At 60.4% G+C, this 14,003-nt stretch carries 16 protein-coding genes and 3 tRNA genes; 11 read left to right on the forward strand and 8 right to left on the reverse strand.

Annotated elements, in window-relative coordinates; genetic code table 11:
* Nucleotides 1-28: 28 nt before the first annotated feature.
* Nucleotides 29-490, reverse strand: coding sequence for a retropepsin-like aspartic endopeptidase RimB (gene rimB, locus V7747_RS17440; protein WP_092285794.1), 462 nt, complete (start codon nt 488-490; stop codon nt 29-31).
* A gap of 102 nt (nt 491-592) precedes the next feature.
* Here rimB and V7747_RS17445 point away from each other — a divergent pair, with 102 nt between their 5' ends.
* From V7747_RS17445 to V7747_RS17470, 6 genes are all read left to right on the forward strand, one after another.
* Entirely contained in the window at nt 593-1,000 is a 408-nt protein-coding gene (locus V7747_RS17445; RefSeq protein ID WP_335617289.1) for an RNA-binding S4 domain-containing protein, read from the forward strand.
* Between the two features lie 35 nt (nt 1,001-1,035).
* The gene (gene hslO, locus V7747_RS17450; RefSeq protein WP_335617290.1) at nt 1,036-1,917 is read left to right on the forward strand and encodes an Hsp33 family molecular chaperone HslO; all 882 of its coding nucleotides are present in this window, start codon (nt 1,036-1,038) and stop codon (nt 1,915-1,917) included.
* Between the two features lie 178 nt (nt 1,918-2,095).
* Complete coding sequence (locus V7747_RS17455; RefSeq protein WP_335617291.1) at nt 2,096-3,643, forward strand: phosphoenolpyruvate carboxykinase; 1,548 nt, start codon at nt 2,096-2,098, stop codon at nt 3,641-3,643.
* Between the two features lie 200 nt (nt 3,644-3,843).
* Nucleotides 3,844-3,919, forward strand: a tRNA-Asn gene (locus V7747_RS17460).
* Nucleotides 3,920-3,932: 13 nt separating this feature from the next.
* A tRNA-Pro gene (locus tag V7747_RS17465) sits at nt 3,933-4,009 on the forward strand.
* A gap of 17 nt (nt 4,010-4,026) precedes the next feature.
* Nucleotides 4,027-4,102 (forward strand) — tRNA-Lys (locus tag V7747_RS17470).
* Nucleotides 4,103-4,308: 206 nt separating this feature from the next.
* Here the strand turns inward: V7747_RS17470 and V7747_RS17475 are convergent.
* Together V7747_RS17475 and V7747_RS17480 are read right to left on the reverse strand one after the other, a co-directional pair.
* The gene (locus V7747_RS17475) at nt 4,309-5,631 is read right to left on the reverse strand and encodes an NAD(P)/FAD-dependent oxidoreductase (protein WP_335617292.1); all 1,323 of its coding nucleotides are present in this window, start codon (nt 5,629-5,631) and stop codon (nt 4,309-4,311) included.
* A gap of 94 nt (nt 5,632-5,725) precedes the next feature.
* Entirely contained in the window at nt 5,726-5,902 is a 177-nt protein-coding gene (locus tag V7747_RS17480) for a DUF3094 family protein (protein WP_335617293.1), read from the reverse strand.
* Between the two features lie 164 nt (nt 5,903-6,066).
* Here V7747_RS17480 and V7747_RS17485 point away from each other — a divergent pair, with 164 nt between their 5' ends.
* The gene (locus tag V7747_RS17485) at nt 6,067-6,753 is read left to right on the forward strand and encodes an energy-coupling factor ABC transporter permease (RefSeq protein WP_335617294.1); all 687 of its coding nucleotides are present in this window, start codon (nt 6,067-6,069) and stop codon (nt 6,751-6,753) included.
* A 67-nt stretch (nt 6,754-6,820) separates the two neighbouring features.
* On the forward strand, nt 6,821-7,036 hold the full coding sequence (locus V7747_RS17490; protein WP_335617295.1) for a hypothetical protein: 216 nt from the start codon (nt 6,821-6,823) through the stop codon (nt 7,034-7,036).
* Between the two features lie 21 nt (nt 7,037-7,057).
* Here V7747_RS17490 and V7747_RS17495 read toward each other — a convergent pair whose 3' ends face one another.
* Complete coding sequence (locus V7747_RS17495; protein ID WP_335617296.1) at nt 7,058-7,765, reverse strand: SIMPL domain-containing protein; 708 nt, start codon at nt 7,763-7,765, stop codon at nt 7,058-7,060.
* 151 nt (nt 7,766-7,916) lie between these two features.
* Here V7747_RS17495 and V7747_RS17500 point away from each other — a divergent pair, with 151 nt between their 5' ends.
* Together V7747_RS17500 and V7747_RS17505 are read left to right on the forward strand one after the other, a co-directional pair.
* A complete protein-coding gene (locus V7747_RS17500) occupies nt 7,917-9,191 on the forward strand; it encodes an ATP-binding protein (RefSeq protein WP_442909295.1) in 1,275 nt (424 codons plus the stop codon).
* A complete protein-coding gene (locus V7747_RS17505) occupies nt 9,184-9,738 on the forward strand; it encodes a response regulator transcription factor (RefSeq protein ID WP_335617298.1) in 555 nt (184 codons plus the stop codon). The genes V7747_RS17500 and V7747_RS17505 overlap by 8 nt, the downstream gene beginning before the upstream one ends.
* 75 nt (nt 9,739-9,813) lie before the next feature.
* Here the strand turns inward: V7747_RS17505 and V7747_RS17510 are convergent, their stop codons facing one another.
* Nucleotides 9,814-10,656, reverse strand: a complete 843-nt coding sequence (locus tag V7747_RS17510; protein WP_335617299.1) for a Tim44 domain-containing protein — start codon at nt 10,654-10,656, stop codon at nt 9,814-9,816.
* A 112-nt stretch (nt 10,657-10,768) separates the two neighbouring features.
* Here V7747_RS17510 and V7747_RS17515 point away from each other — a divergent pair, with 112 nt between their 5' ends.
* Nucleotides 10,769-11,800, forward strand: a complete 1,032-nt coding sequence (locus tag V7747_RS17515) for a Leu/Phe/Val dehydrogenase (RefSeq protein WP_335617300.1) — start codon at nt 10,769-10,771, stop codon at nt 11,798-11,800.
* A 16-nt stretch (nt 11,801-11,816) separates the two neighbouring features.
* Here the strand turns inward: V7747_RS17515 and V7747_RS17520 are convergent, their stop codons facing one another.
* The 3 genes from V7747_RS17520 to V7747_RS17530 are packed head-to-tail and all read right to left on the reverse strand — an operon-like array spanning nt 11,817 to nt 13,971.
* Nucleotides 11,817-12,635 carry an SDR family oxidoreductase gene (locus V7747_RS17520; protein ID WP_335617301.1) on the reverse strand — a complete coding sequence of 273 codons (819 nt, stop codon included), beginning with the start codon at nt 12,633-12,635 and terminating at the stop codon, nt 11,817-11,819.
* 18 nt (nt 12,636-12,653) lie between these two features.
* Nucleotides 12,654-13,118 (reverse strand): hypothetical protein, encoded by a 465-nt coding sequence (locus V7747_RS17525; protein WP_335617302.1) that lies wholly within the window; start codon nt 13,116-13,118, stop codon nt 12,654-12,656.
* 58 nt (nt 13,119-13,176) lie between these two features.
* Complete coding sequence (locus tag V7747_RS17530) at nt 13,177-13,971, reverse strand: TatD family hydrolase (protein WP_335617303.1); 795 nt, start codon at nt 13,969-13,971, stop codon at nt 13,177-13,179.
* Between the last annotated feature and the right edge of the window lie 32 nt (nt 13,972-14,003).

A 14,003-nucleotide genomic window follows, 5' to 3' on the forward strand; every position in this document is an offset into this window, starting at 1 on the left:
GTGCGGTGTTGGGGGTGCCAGTGTGGGTTCAGGCAAATTCTTGGGTTTGCGGCTTGTCCTGCACGAAGCGTAACCCTGGGTTGATGACCAGGTTGCCATCGAGCATAGCGGTACAGCCCATCAGCATGCGATAACGCATGGCCTTGCGGCAGGTCAGAGTAAATTCCACCGGCCAGCACTTGTCGCCGAGCACCATCTGCGTACGAATGGTGTGGCGCTCCTGCAGGTGGCCGTTCGAGCTTTTGACTCGTTTGAGTTCTATCAGTTGCGCTTCGCACTGGCGGGTGCGCTGCTTGCTGCGGCTACCAACGTGGGCGTCAAAGCGCACCCAAGTCTCACCGTCGCGTTCAAATGTTTCAATATTGCTGGCGTGCAGCGAAGAAGTCTTGGCGCCACTGTCTATCTTGGCGAGAATTTGATCGATGCCGAGCGCCGGCAACCCGACCCACTCGCGCAGGCCAATTACGGTCAAATGGTCAAAGGTTTTCATGGCTGTTTCTCCAGACCCTGGGCCAATGGCGCGCATCATGCGGTAACGCACGGGTTTCGACAAGCCTGTTAAACTGCAGGCCGAAAGGGGAGTACAGACCTTATGCAGCAAGATGGCAAGGTGCGGCTGGATAAATGGCTCTGGGCTGCGCGATTCTTTAAAACGCGGTCGCTGGCCAAGGCCGCTATCGAGGGTGGCAAGGTGCAGTGTCAGGGCGAGCGCTGCAAGCCCAGCAAGGAAATTCGTGTTGGCGATCAGTTGCAGATACGCCAGGGCTTCGACGTGCGTGATGTGTCAGTACTGGTGCTGAGCGAGCAGCGCCGCGGTGCCCCCGAGGCCCAGACGCTGTATGCCGAAAGTGACGAGAGTATTACCCGCCGCGAGGCTGCAGCCCTGCAGCGCAAGGCGTTGGGCGCGGGTGGGCTGATCAGCGAGCATCGGCCGACCAAGAAACAGCGTCGCCAGATTCATCGTTTCCGCGATGAACGTAATGCACCTAGCGACGACTGATTGGTTATAATTCCGCCTTTTGCGAGGAGTCCAGCATGGCGTCGCAGGATATTACCCAACGATTTCTCTTCGAGAACGCTGATGTACGGGGCGAAATGGTCTCGGCAGATCAAAGCTATCGCGAGATTCTCGCGAAACATGCGTATCCCGAACCGGTCAAGGCGCTGCTGGGCGAGTTGCTCGCCGCAGCGGTCCTGCTCTCTACCACCATCAAGTTCGACGGTTTGCTGGTGTTGCAGGCCAAGTCTGAAGGCCCTGTCTCCACGCTGATGGTCGAATGTTCCAGTGATCAGGCGGTACGCGGTATCGCCCGTTACGCCGACGACCTGCAGGGCAGCGGGCTTGATGAGCTGATGCCCGGCGGTGTGCTGGCCATCACCATCGACCCTGATAACGGGCAGCGCTATCAGGGCATAGTGTCACTGGAGGGCGGTTCACTGGCGACGGCGCTGGACGGCTACTTTGCCAACTCCGAGCAACTACCCACGCGGTTTCGCCTGCAGGCCGATGGCCGCATGGCGCGCGGCTTTCTGTTGCAGGCACTACCGGTTGACCGCCAGCCTGATCCGGAGGAGCGCGCCGCCACCTGGCAACATCTCAACGTGCTGGCTGATACGCTGAGTGCGGAAGAGCTTATTGGTCTGGACAATGAAACGGTGTTACACCGTTTGTTTCATCAAGATCCGCTGCGACTCTTTGACGCACGCTCATTGCGTTTTGAATGCAGCTGTTCAGCCGAGCGCTCGGGCAACGCGCTGGTGAGTCTGGGCAAGCCCGATGTGCTCGAATTGCTGCGGGAACAGGGCGGTGAGATAGAGGTGGACTGCCAGTTCTGCAATGCGCGTTATCGCTATGATGAACCGGCGGTCGAGGCGCTCTTTGCCGCCGCCGATGAGCACGCCCGTCAGCTGCACTGACCAGCGGAAAGACGACGCTTAGCGTGTTGTGATTTTTTTTGGCATAATGGCGCGCCTGCGCGCAGTGTCGGCGCTGTATCAATGGATGATAAATAAACCTTACACCCCCCCCACGTGCTGAGGCCGGATTGTCGGTCTTTATGGAATATTCGGTCTAAGTCGAAGAGGACTATGTTTGATGACGCAAGCTACCAACACTGTGTACACCGACCTGAGCGTTGCTCAGCTGATTGAGCTGGCTATTCAGCGCAAGGAAGGCCAGCTGGCTGATAACGGCGCACTGGTAGTCAAGACTGGCGAACGTACCGGCCGCTCTCCGATGGATCGTTTTATCGTGGAAGAGCCTTCCACCCAGGATGCTGTGGCCTGGGGGCCGATCAACCGCAAGTTCCCGGCCGACAAGTTCGATGCCCTGTGGGATCGTGTTGCAGCCTACCTCGGCGCCAGTGAAAGCTTTGTGTCACACGTTCACGTGGGGGCAGATCCCGAGCATTACCTGCCGGTCGTCATGGAAACCGAGACTGCCTGGCACAATGTGTTTGGCCGCACGCTGTTCATCAACCCGGAAACCTACAATCCGGCCGGCAAGGAGCATTGGCAGATCCTCAATGCACCTCATTTCACTTGTGAGCCTGAGCGCGATGGCACCAACAGTGATGGCTGCGTGATTCTCAACTTTGCCCAGCGCAAGGTACTGATCGCCGGCATGCAGTACGCAGGTGAAATGAAGAAGGCAATGTTCTCGGTTCAGAACTTCCTGCTGCCGGCCAAGGATGTGCTGCCGATGCATTGCGCCGCCAACGTCGGTGATGACGGCGACACCACGCTGTTCTTCGGCCTCTCCGGCACCGGCAAGACCACCCTGTCCGCCGACGAGTCGCGCAATCTGATTGGTGATGACGAGCACGGCTGGGCTGAAGGCAGCGTGTTCAATATCGAAGGTGGTTGCTACGCCAAGTGTATCGACCTGTCGCAGAAGAACGAGCCGGTGATCTGGAATGCCATCAAGTTCGGTTCCATCGTCGAGAACGTGGTGATCGATCCTGCCACCCGTACCGCCGACTACGCCGATGTCAGCCTGACCCAGAACACCCGCGCCGCCTACCCGCTGGAGCACGTCGAGAAGCGTGTTGAAGCCAACCGTGCCGGTGAACCCAATGCCATTATCTTCCTGACCTGCGATCTGACCGGCGTACTGCCTCCCGTATCCATCCTTAACAACGAGCAAGCGGCCTATCACTTCCTGTCCGGTTACACCGCGCTGGTGGGTTCGACCGAAATGGGTTCCGGTGGCGGCATCAAGTCGACCTTCTCAACCTGCTTTGGCGCACCTTTCTTCCCGCGTCCGGCTGGTGAGTATGCCGAGCTGCTGATCAAGCGCATCAACGCCTTCGGTAGCAAGGTTTACCTGGTTAACACCGGCTGGACTGGTGGTTCTTACGGCCAAGGTACCCGCTTCAGCATTCCGACCACGCGCGGCATCATTTCGGCTATTCAGTCCGGCGCGCTGATCGGTGCCGAGACCGAGCACCTGCCCGGTATCAACCTCGATGTGCCCAAGGCGGTTCCGGGTGTTGAGACCAAACTGCTCAACCCGCGTAACACCTGGGCAGATCCGGCAGCGTACGACAAGGCAGCGGCTGATCTGGCCAAGCTGTTCGTCGAGAACTTCAAGAAGTTCGACGTGGCCGACAGTATCGTTGCAGCTGGCCCTCAGCTGGGCTGAGCGGCATTCTGCAGCGTTTGACAAAACCCGCCCTCCGGCGGGTTTTGTGTTTCTGGGCAGCTGGGCGGGGGTTGTCATAGCGTATTGAAATAAAAGGCTTAAAAAAGGTTGACAGCTTTGTGCTGGTCGGTAAAATGGCGCGCCTCAGCAGGGGTTATGTGTTACCAACCACGGCCCAGGTTGAGGCGTTTGAAGGTAATTCCGCGATAGCTCAGTTGGTAGAGCAAATGACTGTTAATCATTGGGTCCCAGGTTCGAGTCCTGGTCGCGGAGCCACTTCAAGCAGGATCGGGGTATAGCGCAGCCTGGTAGCGCGCCTGCTTTGGGAGCAGGATGTCGAGAGTTCGAATCCCTCTACCCCGACCACTTTTTTTGAGCATGATGGGTCGTTAGCTCAGTTGGTAGAGCAGTTGGCTTTTAACCAATTGGTCGTAGGTTCGAATCCTACACGACCCACCACTCAAACCTCTCTGTAGTCCTCTCGCACTCTTTCCCGTTAGCACCAATCACAATTGATTTTTTCACTGCTTCAGCGTTCTGTGCTGTGCTTTTGCGCGTCTGCATTTTGCTGTCATCGCAGGAGAGGTATGCAAGCTGATATGGCTGGTGAGCGGGCTTTCAGTGCTGGGCAGGGAGGGGCGCACCGAGGCGCGCCCCTGAGCGCCTCAGTGCAGTTTCAGGCGGGGTTCTGTTGAGCGGCCGAACTGGTCGCTCAACATCAGCATAAGGGTGCGTGGCAGGCCGTACAGCGCCATCTGGTGCAGCCGGTACAGTGAGACGTAGAACATTCTGGCCAGGCGGCCTTCGAGCATCACGTTACCGGTCAGATTGCCCATCAGATTGCCCACTGCGCTGAAGCTCGAGAGGGAGATCAGCGAGCCATAGTCCCGATACTTGTATTCCTCCTGCGGCTTGCCTTCCAGTATCTTGCGCAGGTTTTTGGCCAGCAGGCTGGCCTGCTGGTGGGCTGCCTGCGCGCGCGGCGGGACGAAGCGGCCCTCGTCACCCATCGGGCAGGCTGCGCAGTCACCGAATGCGAAGATGCGATCCTCGCCCTTCACCAGCAGCGTGCGCTCGACTTCCAGCTGATTGATGCGGTTGGTCGGCAAGCCCAGCGTGGTGAGAAAGACTGGCGCGCGGATGCCTGCGGCCCACACCTTCAGCGTTGCTGGCACCTCTTCGCCGTTGGCCAGGATCAGACGATCTGCGGCCACTTCCTTCACCGCTGAACCGGTATGCAGCTTAACGCCCAAGTCTTTGAGCACCTGGGTAACCGGTCCGCTGATACGTTCGGGCAATGCCGGCAACAAGCGTTCGCTGGCTTCGATGATGTTGATGTTGAGGTCTTCGGGTTTGATGCGGTCAAAACCGTAGGCCTGCAGCATTTGGGCGGCGTGGTGCAGTTCCGCCGACAGTTCAACGCCGGTGGCGCCGGCGCCAATAATCGCGACGTTGATCTGCTGCCCCGGCACCTGCAGGTCGGTCGCCTGGGTTTTCATGTACTGATTGAGCAGGGCGCGATGAAAACGCTCGGCCTGAGCACGAGTATCTAGGAAAAGGCAGTGCTCGGCAGCGCCAGGGGTATTGAAGTCGTTGGTGGTGCTGCCGACCGAGATGACCAAGTAGTCGTAATCCAAGGTGCGACTGGCCACCAGTTCGTTACCTTGTTCATCGAACAGTGGCGCCAGAGTGATCTGGCGCTGCTCGCGATCCAGCCCGGTCATCGCGCCGAGCTGAAAGTTGAAATGGTTCCACTTGGCCTGGGCGACGTAGTTGAGTTCGTCATCGGTGGAATTGAGCGAGCCGGCTGCGACCTCGTGCAGCAGCGGTTTCCAGATATGGGTCATGTTGGTGTCGACCAGGGTGACCTTGGCTTTGCCTTTTTTGCCAAGTTTACGGCCCAGGCTGGTGGCCAGCTCAAGGCCGCCGGCGCCGCCGCCAACGATCAGGATACGGGTGGGCGGACTAACGGATGGTGCGTCGGACATAGGTTTTACTCACGCAAGTATAAGAAGCCGGGCGTCAGTCAGGCTGTAAGGCAGGGCAGGGGTCATCAGCCGCTGGCGCGCAAGGGCTTGTCCGTTAAGCGACCACCAACTGGCCGAGCAGGCGCGAGAGCAGGCCGAGTATCAGCACCGAGCCGGCGACCAGAGCAAGCAGAATCCACACCTTGAAAGGGCGGCGCGGCACTTGATGTATCGGTGACTCCAGATAGCTGTCTACCCGTTGCTGGTCCTGCGGATTCAGGCGGCTGGACATGACATGACCTTTTTGTGGACGGCGCAGTACTGTGCTGCGCGGAGGCTTGACTGACTATGGGGTCATTCTAGTACGCCGCTGCACTTATTGCATCTGCGCCGGCCCCGGCTGAGTTTCCGGTACGTGCCTGCTATCATGCTGGGCCAGATGATTCGGAGGTGCCCATGCTCTCTGCTGCCTTGTTGACGCCTGTCCAGTTGCTGCTGGGCACGCTGCTGTATGGGTTCGCGCTCCTGGCAGCGCTGTGTCAGGTTCGCTGGGTAGAGCTGGTCACCGATACGCGGCGTCATCACCTGTTCTTCGGCAGCGTGTTTGCGCTGTTTGCGCTATGGCTGGTGCGCCGCGAGTTTGATAACGGCCTGACGGTGCATTTCATCGGCATGACCGCGGTGATGCTGATGCTCGACTGGCCGTTGGCAATTGTGGCCGGCACGCTGGCGCAGGTCGGGTTATGCCTGCTGGGTTTCGACGATATCGGTGCCTTGGGGGTGAACGGACTGTTGCGGGTGTTGGTACCCGTGGCGGTGACCCTGCTGCTCAGTCGTACGCTGGAGTCCTTTCAGCCACGTAACCTGTTCCTTTATATTTTTATCAGCGGTTTTTTTGCCGCCGGGCTGGCCGCAGTGGCCACCGTGCTGGTCGGCATGGGGCTGCTCAGTTGGTCCGGGTCGCTGCAGCCGCCGGCCAGTATGCTGGAGCTGGTGGGTTACCTGCTGCTGGTGATGTTCCCTGAAGGCTTCATTAATGGCACCGCGGTAGCCGCGTTGATCGTGTTCTGTCCCGACTGGGTCGATACCTTCAACACCGACCGTTATCTGCAGGAGCCGTTCGATTCCAACGACAAATCCTGAGCCAGATCAACGTCAGCCGTGCTCGGGGTGTGGTGAAATACAGTCTTTCTTTGCAAGGAGATCAGGTATGTCGGCATATAAATTGGCAAAAGTGGTGATGGCGCAGGGTATCGAGCAGGCAGCAGGCGAGGGTTACGACGAGCAGGCGTTCGCTCGCGCGATGATGACCGAGGTGATTTCGGTGTATCGCCGTGCGCGCAGCATGGACGATATTGCCAGCGAGCTGAAATTTCTCGCTGACAACTTGGATGAAGACGAAGAATACGCTTTCATGCGCCCCTGATCCGGGGCGCATGCCCGGGGGTTAAAGCCCCTGGATCTCGATGGTGCCGTCGGCACTGACAGTCACGTCAGACTGGCCACCTTCGACGGCCGGTGCACTCATTTCCATATCGGCAGCCATGGCCATTTTCTGCTGGCCGCGGTAGCGCATCGGTTGCATGAACTGGGTATTCAGATTCAGGTTAACGATCTTGTAGCCAGCGCCGCCCAGGCTGCGGGTAGCAATGTTGGCGCGCGACTTGAATGCCTCGATGGCCTCGGCAATCAGATCGTCTTCGGTACTGCTCCGGCTTTCCGGCGACAGGCTGAACTGCATGTCGGCAAGGCTCAGGTCGCTCAGCAGCTCGCCGGTCAGCGCTGAAATGGCGGCAAAGTCGCTGCCTTCGAGCACGATTTCTCCGCGTTCACGCCAGGCAATAATATTTTCGCGCTTCTCGTCATACACCGGCTGGCTGCTACGGTTGCCGCTGCTGACCTCGACTTTCTCCTGCTTGCGTGCAGTGCTCAAGGCATCATTGAGTGTGCGAGTGATCTGTTCGGCGAGCTTGGCCGGGTCTTCGTTCTGCGCTTCGGTGAATAGCGTCACGCTCATGTTGTCGTGATTGACCGAGGTTTCGACCTGCGCATGCAGGGATACCTGGTTGTAGCGAAGTGGTTCGGCCTGCGCGGTGGCAGCCAGCAAGCTCATGCCCAGAAACAGGCCGGACAAGGGAAGATGAAGTGAACGCATTAGTAGGTCTCCTTGATGTTGCTGAATCAGACAGATTGGCGTTGCGCTGGTTCCCCGTTCCCCTGAATCGCTGCTTTGTGCGACCCTGTGTCGCGCGAAGCGGCCGTAGTGCGCGCCTATACTGGAGTCTGGCATACCCATGCGATCAATCATGAGCCCCAATACCTTGGCCCTGTCGCCATCCCGCCAAAATCTCTGGCGGCTGATTCTCATTCGGCTGCTGGTGCTATTGGCGCAAAGCGTATCGGTGATGGCGGCCTATCTCAGCGGCTGGTTTCCGCTGCCCTGGACGCCCCTGCTGCTGGCATTGGGCGGTTCGGCACTGGTCAGCATTCTGACTCTCTTGCGGCTGCGCCGCGACTGGCCGGTAACCAGTCTGGAGTATGGCCTGCAGTTGTTGTTCGACATGTTCATCCACAGCGTGCTGCTGTACTACTCCGGCGGCCCGACTAACCCCTTTGTATCCTACTACCTGGTGCCGCTGACCATCGCGGCGGCCACGCTGCCGTGGTTCTTCACCGCCGTGCTGGCGATTGTGGCGGTGACCTCCTACAGCGCCCTGCTGGTGTGGTATGTGCCGTTGACGGCCTTTGATGTGCCCCTGGGCGGGGGGCTGGTGAGCCTGCATGTCATCGGTATGTGGCTGAATTTTGCCATGAGCGCCGGGCTGATCAGTCTGTTCGTGGTGCGCATGGCCGATGCCTTGCGTCAGCACGCAGAACACCTGGCCGAGCGCCGCGAGCAGAGTATCCGCGACGCCCAGCTGCTGGGTATTGCCAGCGTGGCGGCCGGCGCTGCCCACGAGCTTTCAACGCCGTTGTCGACCATGAGTGTGCTGCTCAAGGATCTGCGCAAGGATTATCCCGAGCCCGAGCTGCAGGAGGATTTGGCGGTGCTGCAGGAGCAGGTCAGGCTGTGCAAGGAGAGCTTGCAACATATGGTGCGCAGCGCCGAAGACAATCGTCGTCAGCCGGAGCGGGTCGCGCCTGCGGATGACTGGCTGCGCGCGCTGCTGGCACGCTGGCAACTGATGCGCCCGGAGGTCTCCTGGCAGTGGGTCGCGCTCCCACCTGGTGATGTTCCTAGCCTGCGGGCCAGTCCGGAGCTTGGCCAGGCCATGCTCAATCTGTTGAACAATGCCGCTGATGCTTGCCCGGAGGAGCTGCGTATCAGTCTGGCCTGGGATCAGCGCTACATCACTCTGCACATTCGTGACCGCGGGCCGGGTGTGCCGCTCCACATCGCCGAGCAATTGGGCACGGCCTTTCTCACCACCAAGGGCAAGAAGGGCTTCGGTCTGGGCCTGTTTCTCAGTCAGGCGGCGGTTGAGCGGATTGGCGGTACGGTAAGGCTGTTCAATCAGAGTGAGGGTGGTACCTTGACTGAAGTAACATTGCCGATTGCACAGGAGATCAGGCATGAGTGATGAATTAAGTCCGGAGGAGCAGCCGTTGCTGTTGCTGGTGGACGACGATCCAACCTTTACACGGGTGCTGGCGCGGGCCTTGAGCCGTCGTGGCTTGCGGGTAGATACCGCCAGTGGCGCCGAGGAGGCGATGCAGATCGCCCGCGAGCGTCAGCCGGATTACGCGGTGCTCGATTTGAAGATGGAGGGTGATTCCGGGCTGGTATTGATGCCGCGCCTGCTGGAGCTGTATCCGGAGCTGAAGATCGTGATTCTCACCGGTTATTCCAGCATCGCGACGGCGGTTGAGGCGATCAAGCGCGGCGCTTGCAACTACTTGTGCAAGCCTGCCGATGCCGATGATGTGTTGACCGCACTGCTGTCCGAACAGGCGGACCCCGATACCCTGGTGCCGGAGCACCCGATGTCGGTCGACCGTCTGCAGTGGGAGCACATTCAGCGCGTACTGGCGGAACACGACGGCAATATCTCGGCCACCGCGCGGGCGCTCGGCATGCACCGCCGCACCTTGCAGCGCAAATTGCAGAAGCGACCGGTGCGGCGTTAGGCGCCATCGTTGTGCAGACAAAAGAAAAGCCCGAACCATAACCGGAACGGGCTTTTTGTTTTTTCGCTGCTCGCGTTATGCGTTCTGGCGAATGCCGACAATCACCCAAGGCTGGTTCTCACCGTCTGCGCGCTCCAATGCCCAGCTCTCATCAAACCACTCACCCTCGTGCTCCGGATAGTCGCGATCCAGGCCACTGAAGCTCACCGTTACCAGGGTCCGTCCGTCCTGCTGGCTGATGCCATCAAGGCGCGCGCTGAGTTGCTCGACAAAGCCGTTGGCCGCCGGCGGTTGCTCTTCGCGGGTCTGCATCAACACTTGCAGCAGCGATGGGTCGAGGTACTCGGCCATGGCGGCACGGTCGCCATCGCGCCAGTGACGCTGCAGGGTATGAAAGTGCTCCTCGGCACCGCGCAAGAACAGGGGGGCGTCGAACCAGGCCGGTGCGTCCCGCAGCACCTCGGCGCTGCTGGCGGGGGCGCTGGCCGCTGCGGTGCGGCTGAAGACGGGTGCCTGTGCGCTGCGCATGTCTGGACCGCCGGCGGGTTGCAGGCTGGCCTGTGGGCGTCGAGCGAACAGCTTGAACAGCACAAAGGCAATCAGGCCCAGTAACAGGATGTCGAACAGCTGAATACCTTCAAAGCCATCGCCAAACAGCATGGCAGCCAGCAAGCCGCCGGCGGCAATGCCGGCCAAGGGCCCTAGCCAACGGCTGGCGCCTGAGCTGGCTGCTGCGCCTGCCTGTTGCTGGCGCCCTGTGGCTTGCTCACGGGGGGCTTGCTGGCGCTGTGCCGGTTGGCTCTGGTGCGCAGGGGTACTGCCAAAACTCTTGCCGCCACCCATGCGGCGGGCTTCGGCATCGGGCACGCTGACAACAACCATCAGCATCAGGGTAAAAAAGGGCAGTATCCAACGCATTGTGCAATCTCCGGGTTCGGTCAGGCGGCAAGTTTGCCAAAGCGTCACGGGCAATGAGCATAATTAGTGTGTATGGTTATTTCAGACACTGTGGAAAAGCAGGAGGGCGTTCATGTTTGCAGCCATGCGGTCGGAGCGGCTAGAAGCTCTGCATCTTTTCAGTGATCAGCAAACCGGGCTGGAAGCGGTTGTTGCCATTCACCACACCGGCTTGGGTCAGGCGTTGGGCGGCTGTCGCTATCTGCCCTACAACAGCTTGGATGATGCCATCGCCGATGCCATGCGGCTGGCGCGTGGCATGAGCTACAAGGCAGCGCTGGCAGGCCTGGAACAGGGTGGCGGCAAGGCGGTTATCCTGCGGCCACCGCACGTCGCCAACCGCGCCGCGCTGTTCGAAGCCTTCGGGCGCTGCATTGAATCCCTGCGCGGTGGCTACATTACGGCCATGGACAGCGGCACCAGCAGCGCCGACATGGACTGTATCGCCCAGCAGACCAGCCACGTGACCAGTACCACCGAGGCCGGTGACCCCTCGCCGCATACCGCGCTGGGCGTGCTGGCGGGCATTCGCGCTGCTGTGCGGGCGCGGCTCGGGCAGGACACCCTCAATGGGGTGCGCATCACCGTACAAGGCCTGGGCAATGTCGGTTATGCGCTGGCGCAGCTACTGCACGCCGAGGGCGCCGAGCTGATGGTCAGTGATTTGGACCACGGCAAGGTCCGTTTGGCCGAAGAGGAGTTGGGTGCGCAGCCGCTGGCTCTGGAAGCGGTCTATGAGGCGCCCTGCGATATTTTTTCGCCCTGCGGGCTGGGCGGCGCTATCAATCAGCGCAGCATTGGCCTGTTGCGCTGCGCTGCGGTTGCCGGGGCGGCAAACAACCAGTTGGTCGATATCGATATGGCGGATCAGCTGGATGCGCGCGGGATTCTCTATGCGCCCGACTACGTGATCAATGCTGGCGGTCTGTTGCATGTGGCCCTGACGCACCGGGGCGTGGCGCACGGCGAGATCGCCGCGCGGGTCCGGCAGATTGGCGAACGGCTCGACAGCGTCTTTGCGCAAAGCAAAGCTGAAGGCCGATCACCCGCCGAGGTGGCTGATCGGCAAGCCGAGCGCATTCTCTATCCCGATACGCCATATTAGGCTGGGCGCCCCGGGATTACTCCAGCTTGAAGCGCTTGCGCATGCGTTTGTCGAGGATCGACAGCGGTAGCCAACGCTTCTGGCGAACCATGCTGCGTGCGTTGTGACCAATCAACGCCTGCTCGGGTCGCACCGGATTTTTCACATAACCCAGCAGCTCTTTGGCAAAGTCTTTCGCGCTGGTGGATTGTGCGTTCTGTGATGCCTTGGCGCGCGCCTGCACTGCTTTCTCCCAGGGTTTGAACCAAGAGCTCTCCGACATTGTGATGGCAGCGCTGGCATTGTTGCCGAAGTCCGAAGCAATGGCGCCGGGCATCACTGTCAGGACGCCGATGCCAAAGGGGTGCAGTTCCATGCGCAGGGCATCGGAAATGGCGTGCAGGGCGGCCTTGGAGGCGCAGTAAACGCCAGAGAAGGGCGTGGTAGTAACGCCTGACACACTGCCAATGTTGACGATCAGCCCCTTGCTGTCGCGTAGCAGGTCAGCGGTCTCGCGTACCAGCTGCAAAGGGGCAAACACGTTGGTGTCGAACTGCTTGAGCAGGGTGTCGCGGTCGGCATCCATGATCGGCCCCATGGCGCCGTAACCGGCATTGTTGATCAGCAGATCCAGACGCCCGGCTTCGCTACGCAAGCGCTCGGCACAGGCCTGGCGCTGAGCCGCATCGTTCACATCCAGAGCGACGGCAACCGCGCCGCGGGCCACCAGCGGTGCCAGCGTCTCCGGATTGCGGGCGGTGGCCCAGACCTGATAGCCGGCATCCAGACAGGCGTGGGCCAGGGCCTGACCGATGCCGGTGGAGCAACCTGTAATCAACGCGACTTCTTGGTTCATTGTTATTGTCCTTGTTGGTTAGCGGATAAATTCTGCGCTGACCGCATCGACGCGGTATTCCAGCTCTGCCTCGCGGAAGCCCCGCCGCAGTCGGGGCACGCTGTAACAGAGCAGGCGCTGCTCACCGGGCGCCAAACGCGGCGCGCTGGAAAAGGCCAGCACTACGCCCGCATCCAGCAGATTGGTCTCATGGCCCGGCTGGCTGGCGACCAGCTGCCAATGCAGCTGCTGGACCGGGTAGGCGCTCTGGTTGCGAATGCGCACCGCGAGGGGTTTACCGAACTCGCATTGCTGCGGTTGATAGGTGAGTTCGAAGTCCAGTTGGTCGATGCGTTGTGCCTGCTGCCACTGCAGAAAGCCTACCGCTAGCCCCAACAACAGGCCCAGACCGGCCAGCACGCCGCTGACCGGTAGCATCACGCGTGGAAAACGCAGCAGCAAAACCAGCCAGATAAAAAAAATGGCAACGCCAAGAAATGGCACGGGACCTCTCCTCTAATGGCTTGTGGCACAGGCCTTTGACTGTAACAGAGGGGGCGGGTCAAGGCATCGGCGCGTCGGCCCAGTCGAATAATTCACAGCTGTTATGCCAGCACTGTTCGGCAAACTGCGGCAGGGGCACGTCACGCAGTGCAGCCAGAGATTCGGCAATCTGCGGGATGTGTTGCGGACTGTTGCGTTGCCCAGCGGCAAAGCCGGGCGGCATGTCGGGTGAGTCGGTTTCCAGCACCATGCTCGCCGCCGGCAGGTCGGCGATGGTGCGGTGCAGGCGTTTGGCCTGCGGCCAGGTAGCGGCCCCGCCCAGGCCCAGCTTGAAGCCCAGTTTGATGTACTCGGCCGCCTCTTCGCGGCTGCCGGTAAAGGCATGGATGATGCCGCCGCGCTGCAGTCTGAATCGCTTCAGGGTGGCGATGCATTGGGCGTGGGCACGGCGCACGTGCAGCAGTGCTGGCAGCGTGAAGTCGGCTGCTATGGCCAGTTGTTGCTCGAACAGGCTTTGCTGTGCCTCGCGGTCGGCCTGTTCGATATAGAAGTCCAGGCCGAATTCGCCCACCGCACACAGCTGCCTGTTGTCTGTGCAGTCCTGCAGCCGCTGGCGCAATTGGTCAAGGTGCTGCGGCTGGTGTTCGGCGCAGAACATCGGGTGCAGGCCAAAGGCCGCGTGCAGCATGGGGTGTTGCTGGCTCAGCTGCCATACTTGCGACCAGTTGTTGGCGGTGACGCCCAGCACCACCAGCCGCTGGACGCCGAGGCGCAGGCAGTCTTCCAGTACCGCGTCGCGGTCGTGGTCGAAGGCGGCAAAGTCGATATGGGTATGGGTGTCTATATAGCGCATGGGATAACGCTACGCGCGCGGGTTGCAAGCCG

The organism is Halopseudomonas sp. (assembly GCF_036960865.1).
GTDB lineage: Bacteria > Pseudomonadota > Gammaproteobacteria > Pseudomonadales > Pseudomonadaceae > Halopseudomonas.

Coding starts and splice junctions, on each gene's coding strand:
- rimB (WP_092285794.1), bottom strand. CDS start 490: ATGAAAACCTTTGACCATTTGACCGTAATTGGCCTGCGCGAGTGGGTC.
- V7747_RS17445 (WP_335617289.1), top strand. CDS start 593: ATGCAGCAAGATGGCAAGGTGCGGCTGGATAAATGGCTCTGGGCTGCG.
- hslO (WP_335617290.1), top strand. CDS start 1,036: ATGGCGTCGCAGGATATTACCCAACGATTTCTCTTCGAGAACGCTGAT.
- V7747_RS17455 (WP_335617291.1), top strand. CDS start 2,096: ATGACGCAAGCTACCAACACTGTGTACACCGACCTGAGCGTTGCTCAG.
- V7747_RS17475 (WP_335617292.1), bottom strand. CDS start 5,631: ATGTCCGACGCACCATCCGTTAGTCCGCCCACCCGTATCCTGATCGTT.
- V7747_RS17480 (WP_335617293.1), bottom strand. CDS start 5,902: ATGTCCAGCCGCCTGAATCCGCAGGACCAGCAACGGGTAGACAGCTAT.
- V7747_RS17485 (WP_335617294.1), top strand. CDS start 6,067: ATGCTCTCTGCTGCCTTGTTGACGCCTGTCCAGTTGCTGCTGGGCACG.
- V7747_RS17490 (WP_335617295.1), top strand. CDS start 6,821: ATGTCGGCATATAAATTGGCAAAAGTGGTGATGGCGCAGGGTATCGAG.
- V7747_RS17495 (WP_335617296.1), bottom strand. CDS start 7,765: ATGCGTTCACTTCATCTTCCCTTGTCCGGCCTGTTTCTGGGCATGAGC.
- V7747_RS17500 (WP_442909295.1), top strand. CDS start 7,917: ATGAGCCCCAATACCTTGGCCCTGTCGCCATCCCGCCAAAATCTCTGG.
- V7747_RS17505 (WP_335617298.1), top strand. CDS start 9,184: ATGAGTGATGAATTAAGTCCGGAGGAGCAGCCGTTGCTGTTGCTGGTG.
- V7747_RS17510 (WP_335617299.1), bottom strand. CDS start 10,656: ATGCGTTGGATACTGCCCTTTTTTACCCTGATGCTGATGGTTGTTGTC.
- V7747_RS17515 (WP_335617300.1), top strand. CDS start 10,769: ATGTTTGCAGCCATGCGGTCGGAGCGGCTAGAAGCTCTGCATCTTTTC.
- V7747_RS17520 (WP_335617301.1), bottom strand. CDS start 12,635: ATGAACCAAGAAGTCGCGTTGATTACAGGTTGCTCCACCGGCATCGGT.
- V7747_RS17530 (WP_335617303.1), bottom strand. CDS start 13,971: ATGCGCTATATAGACACCCATACCCATATCGACTTTGCCGCCTTCGAC.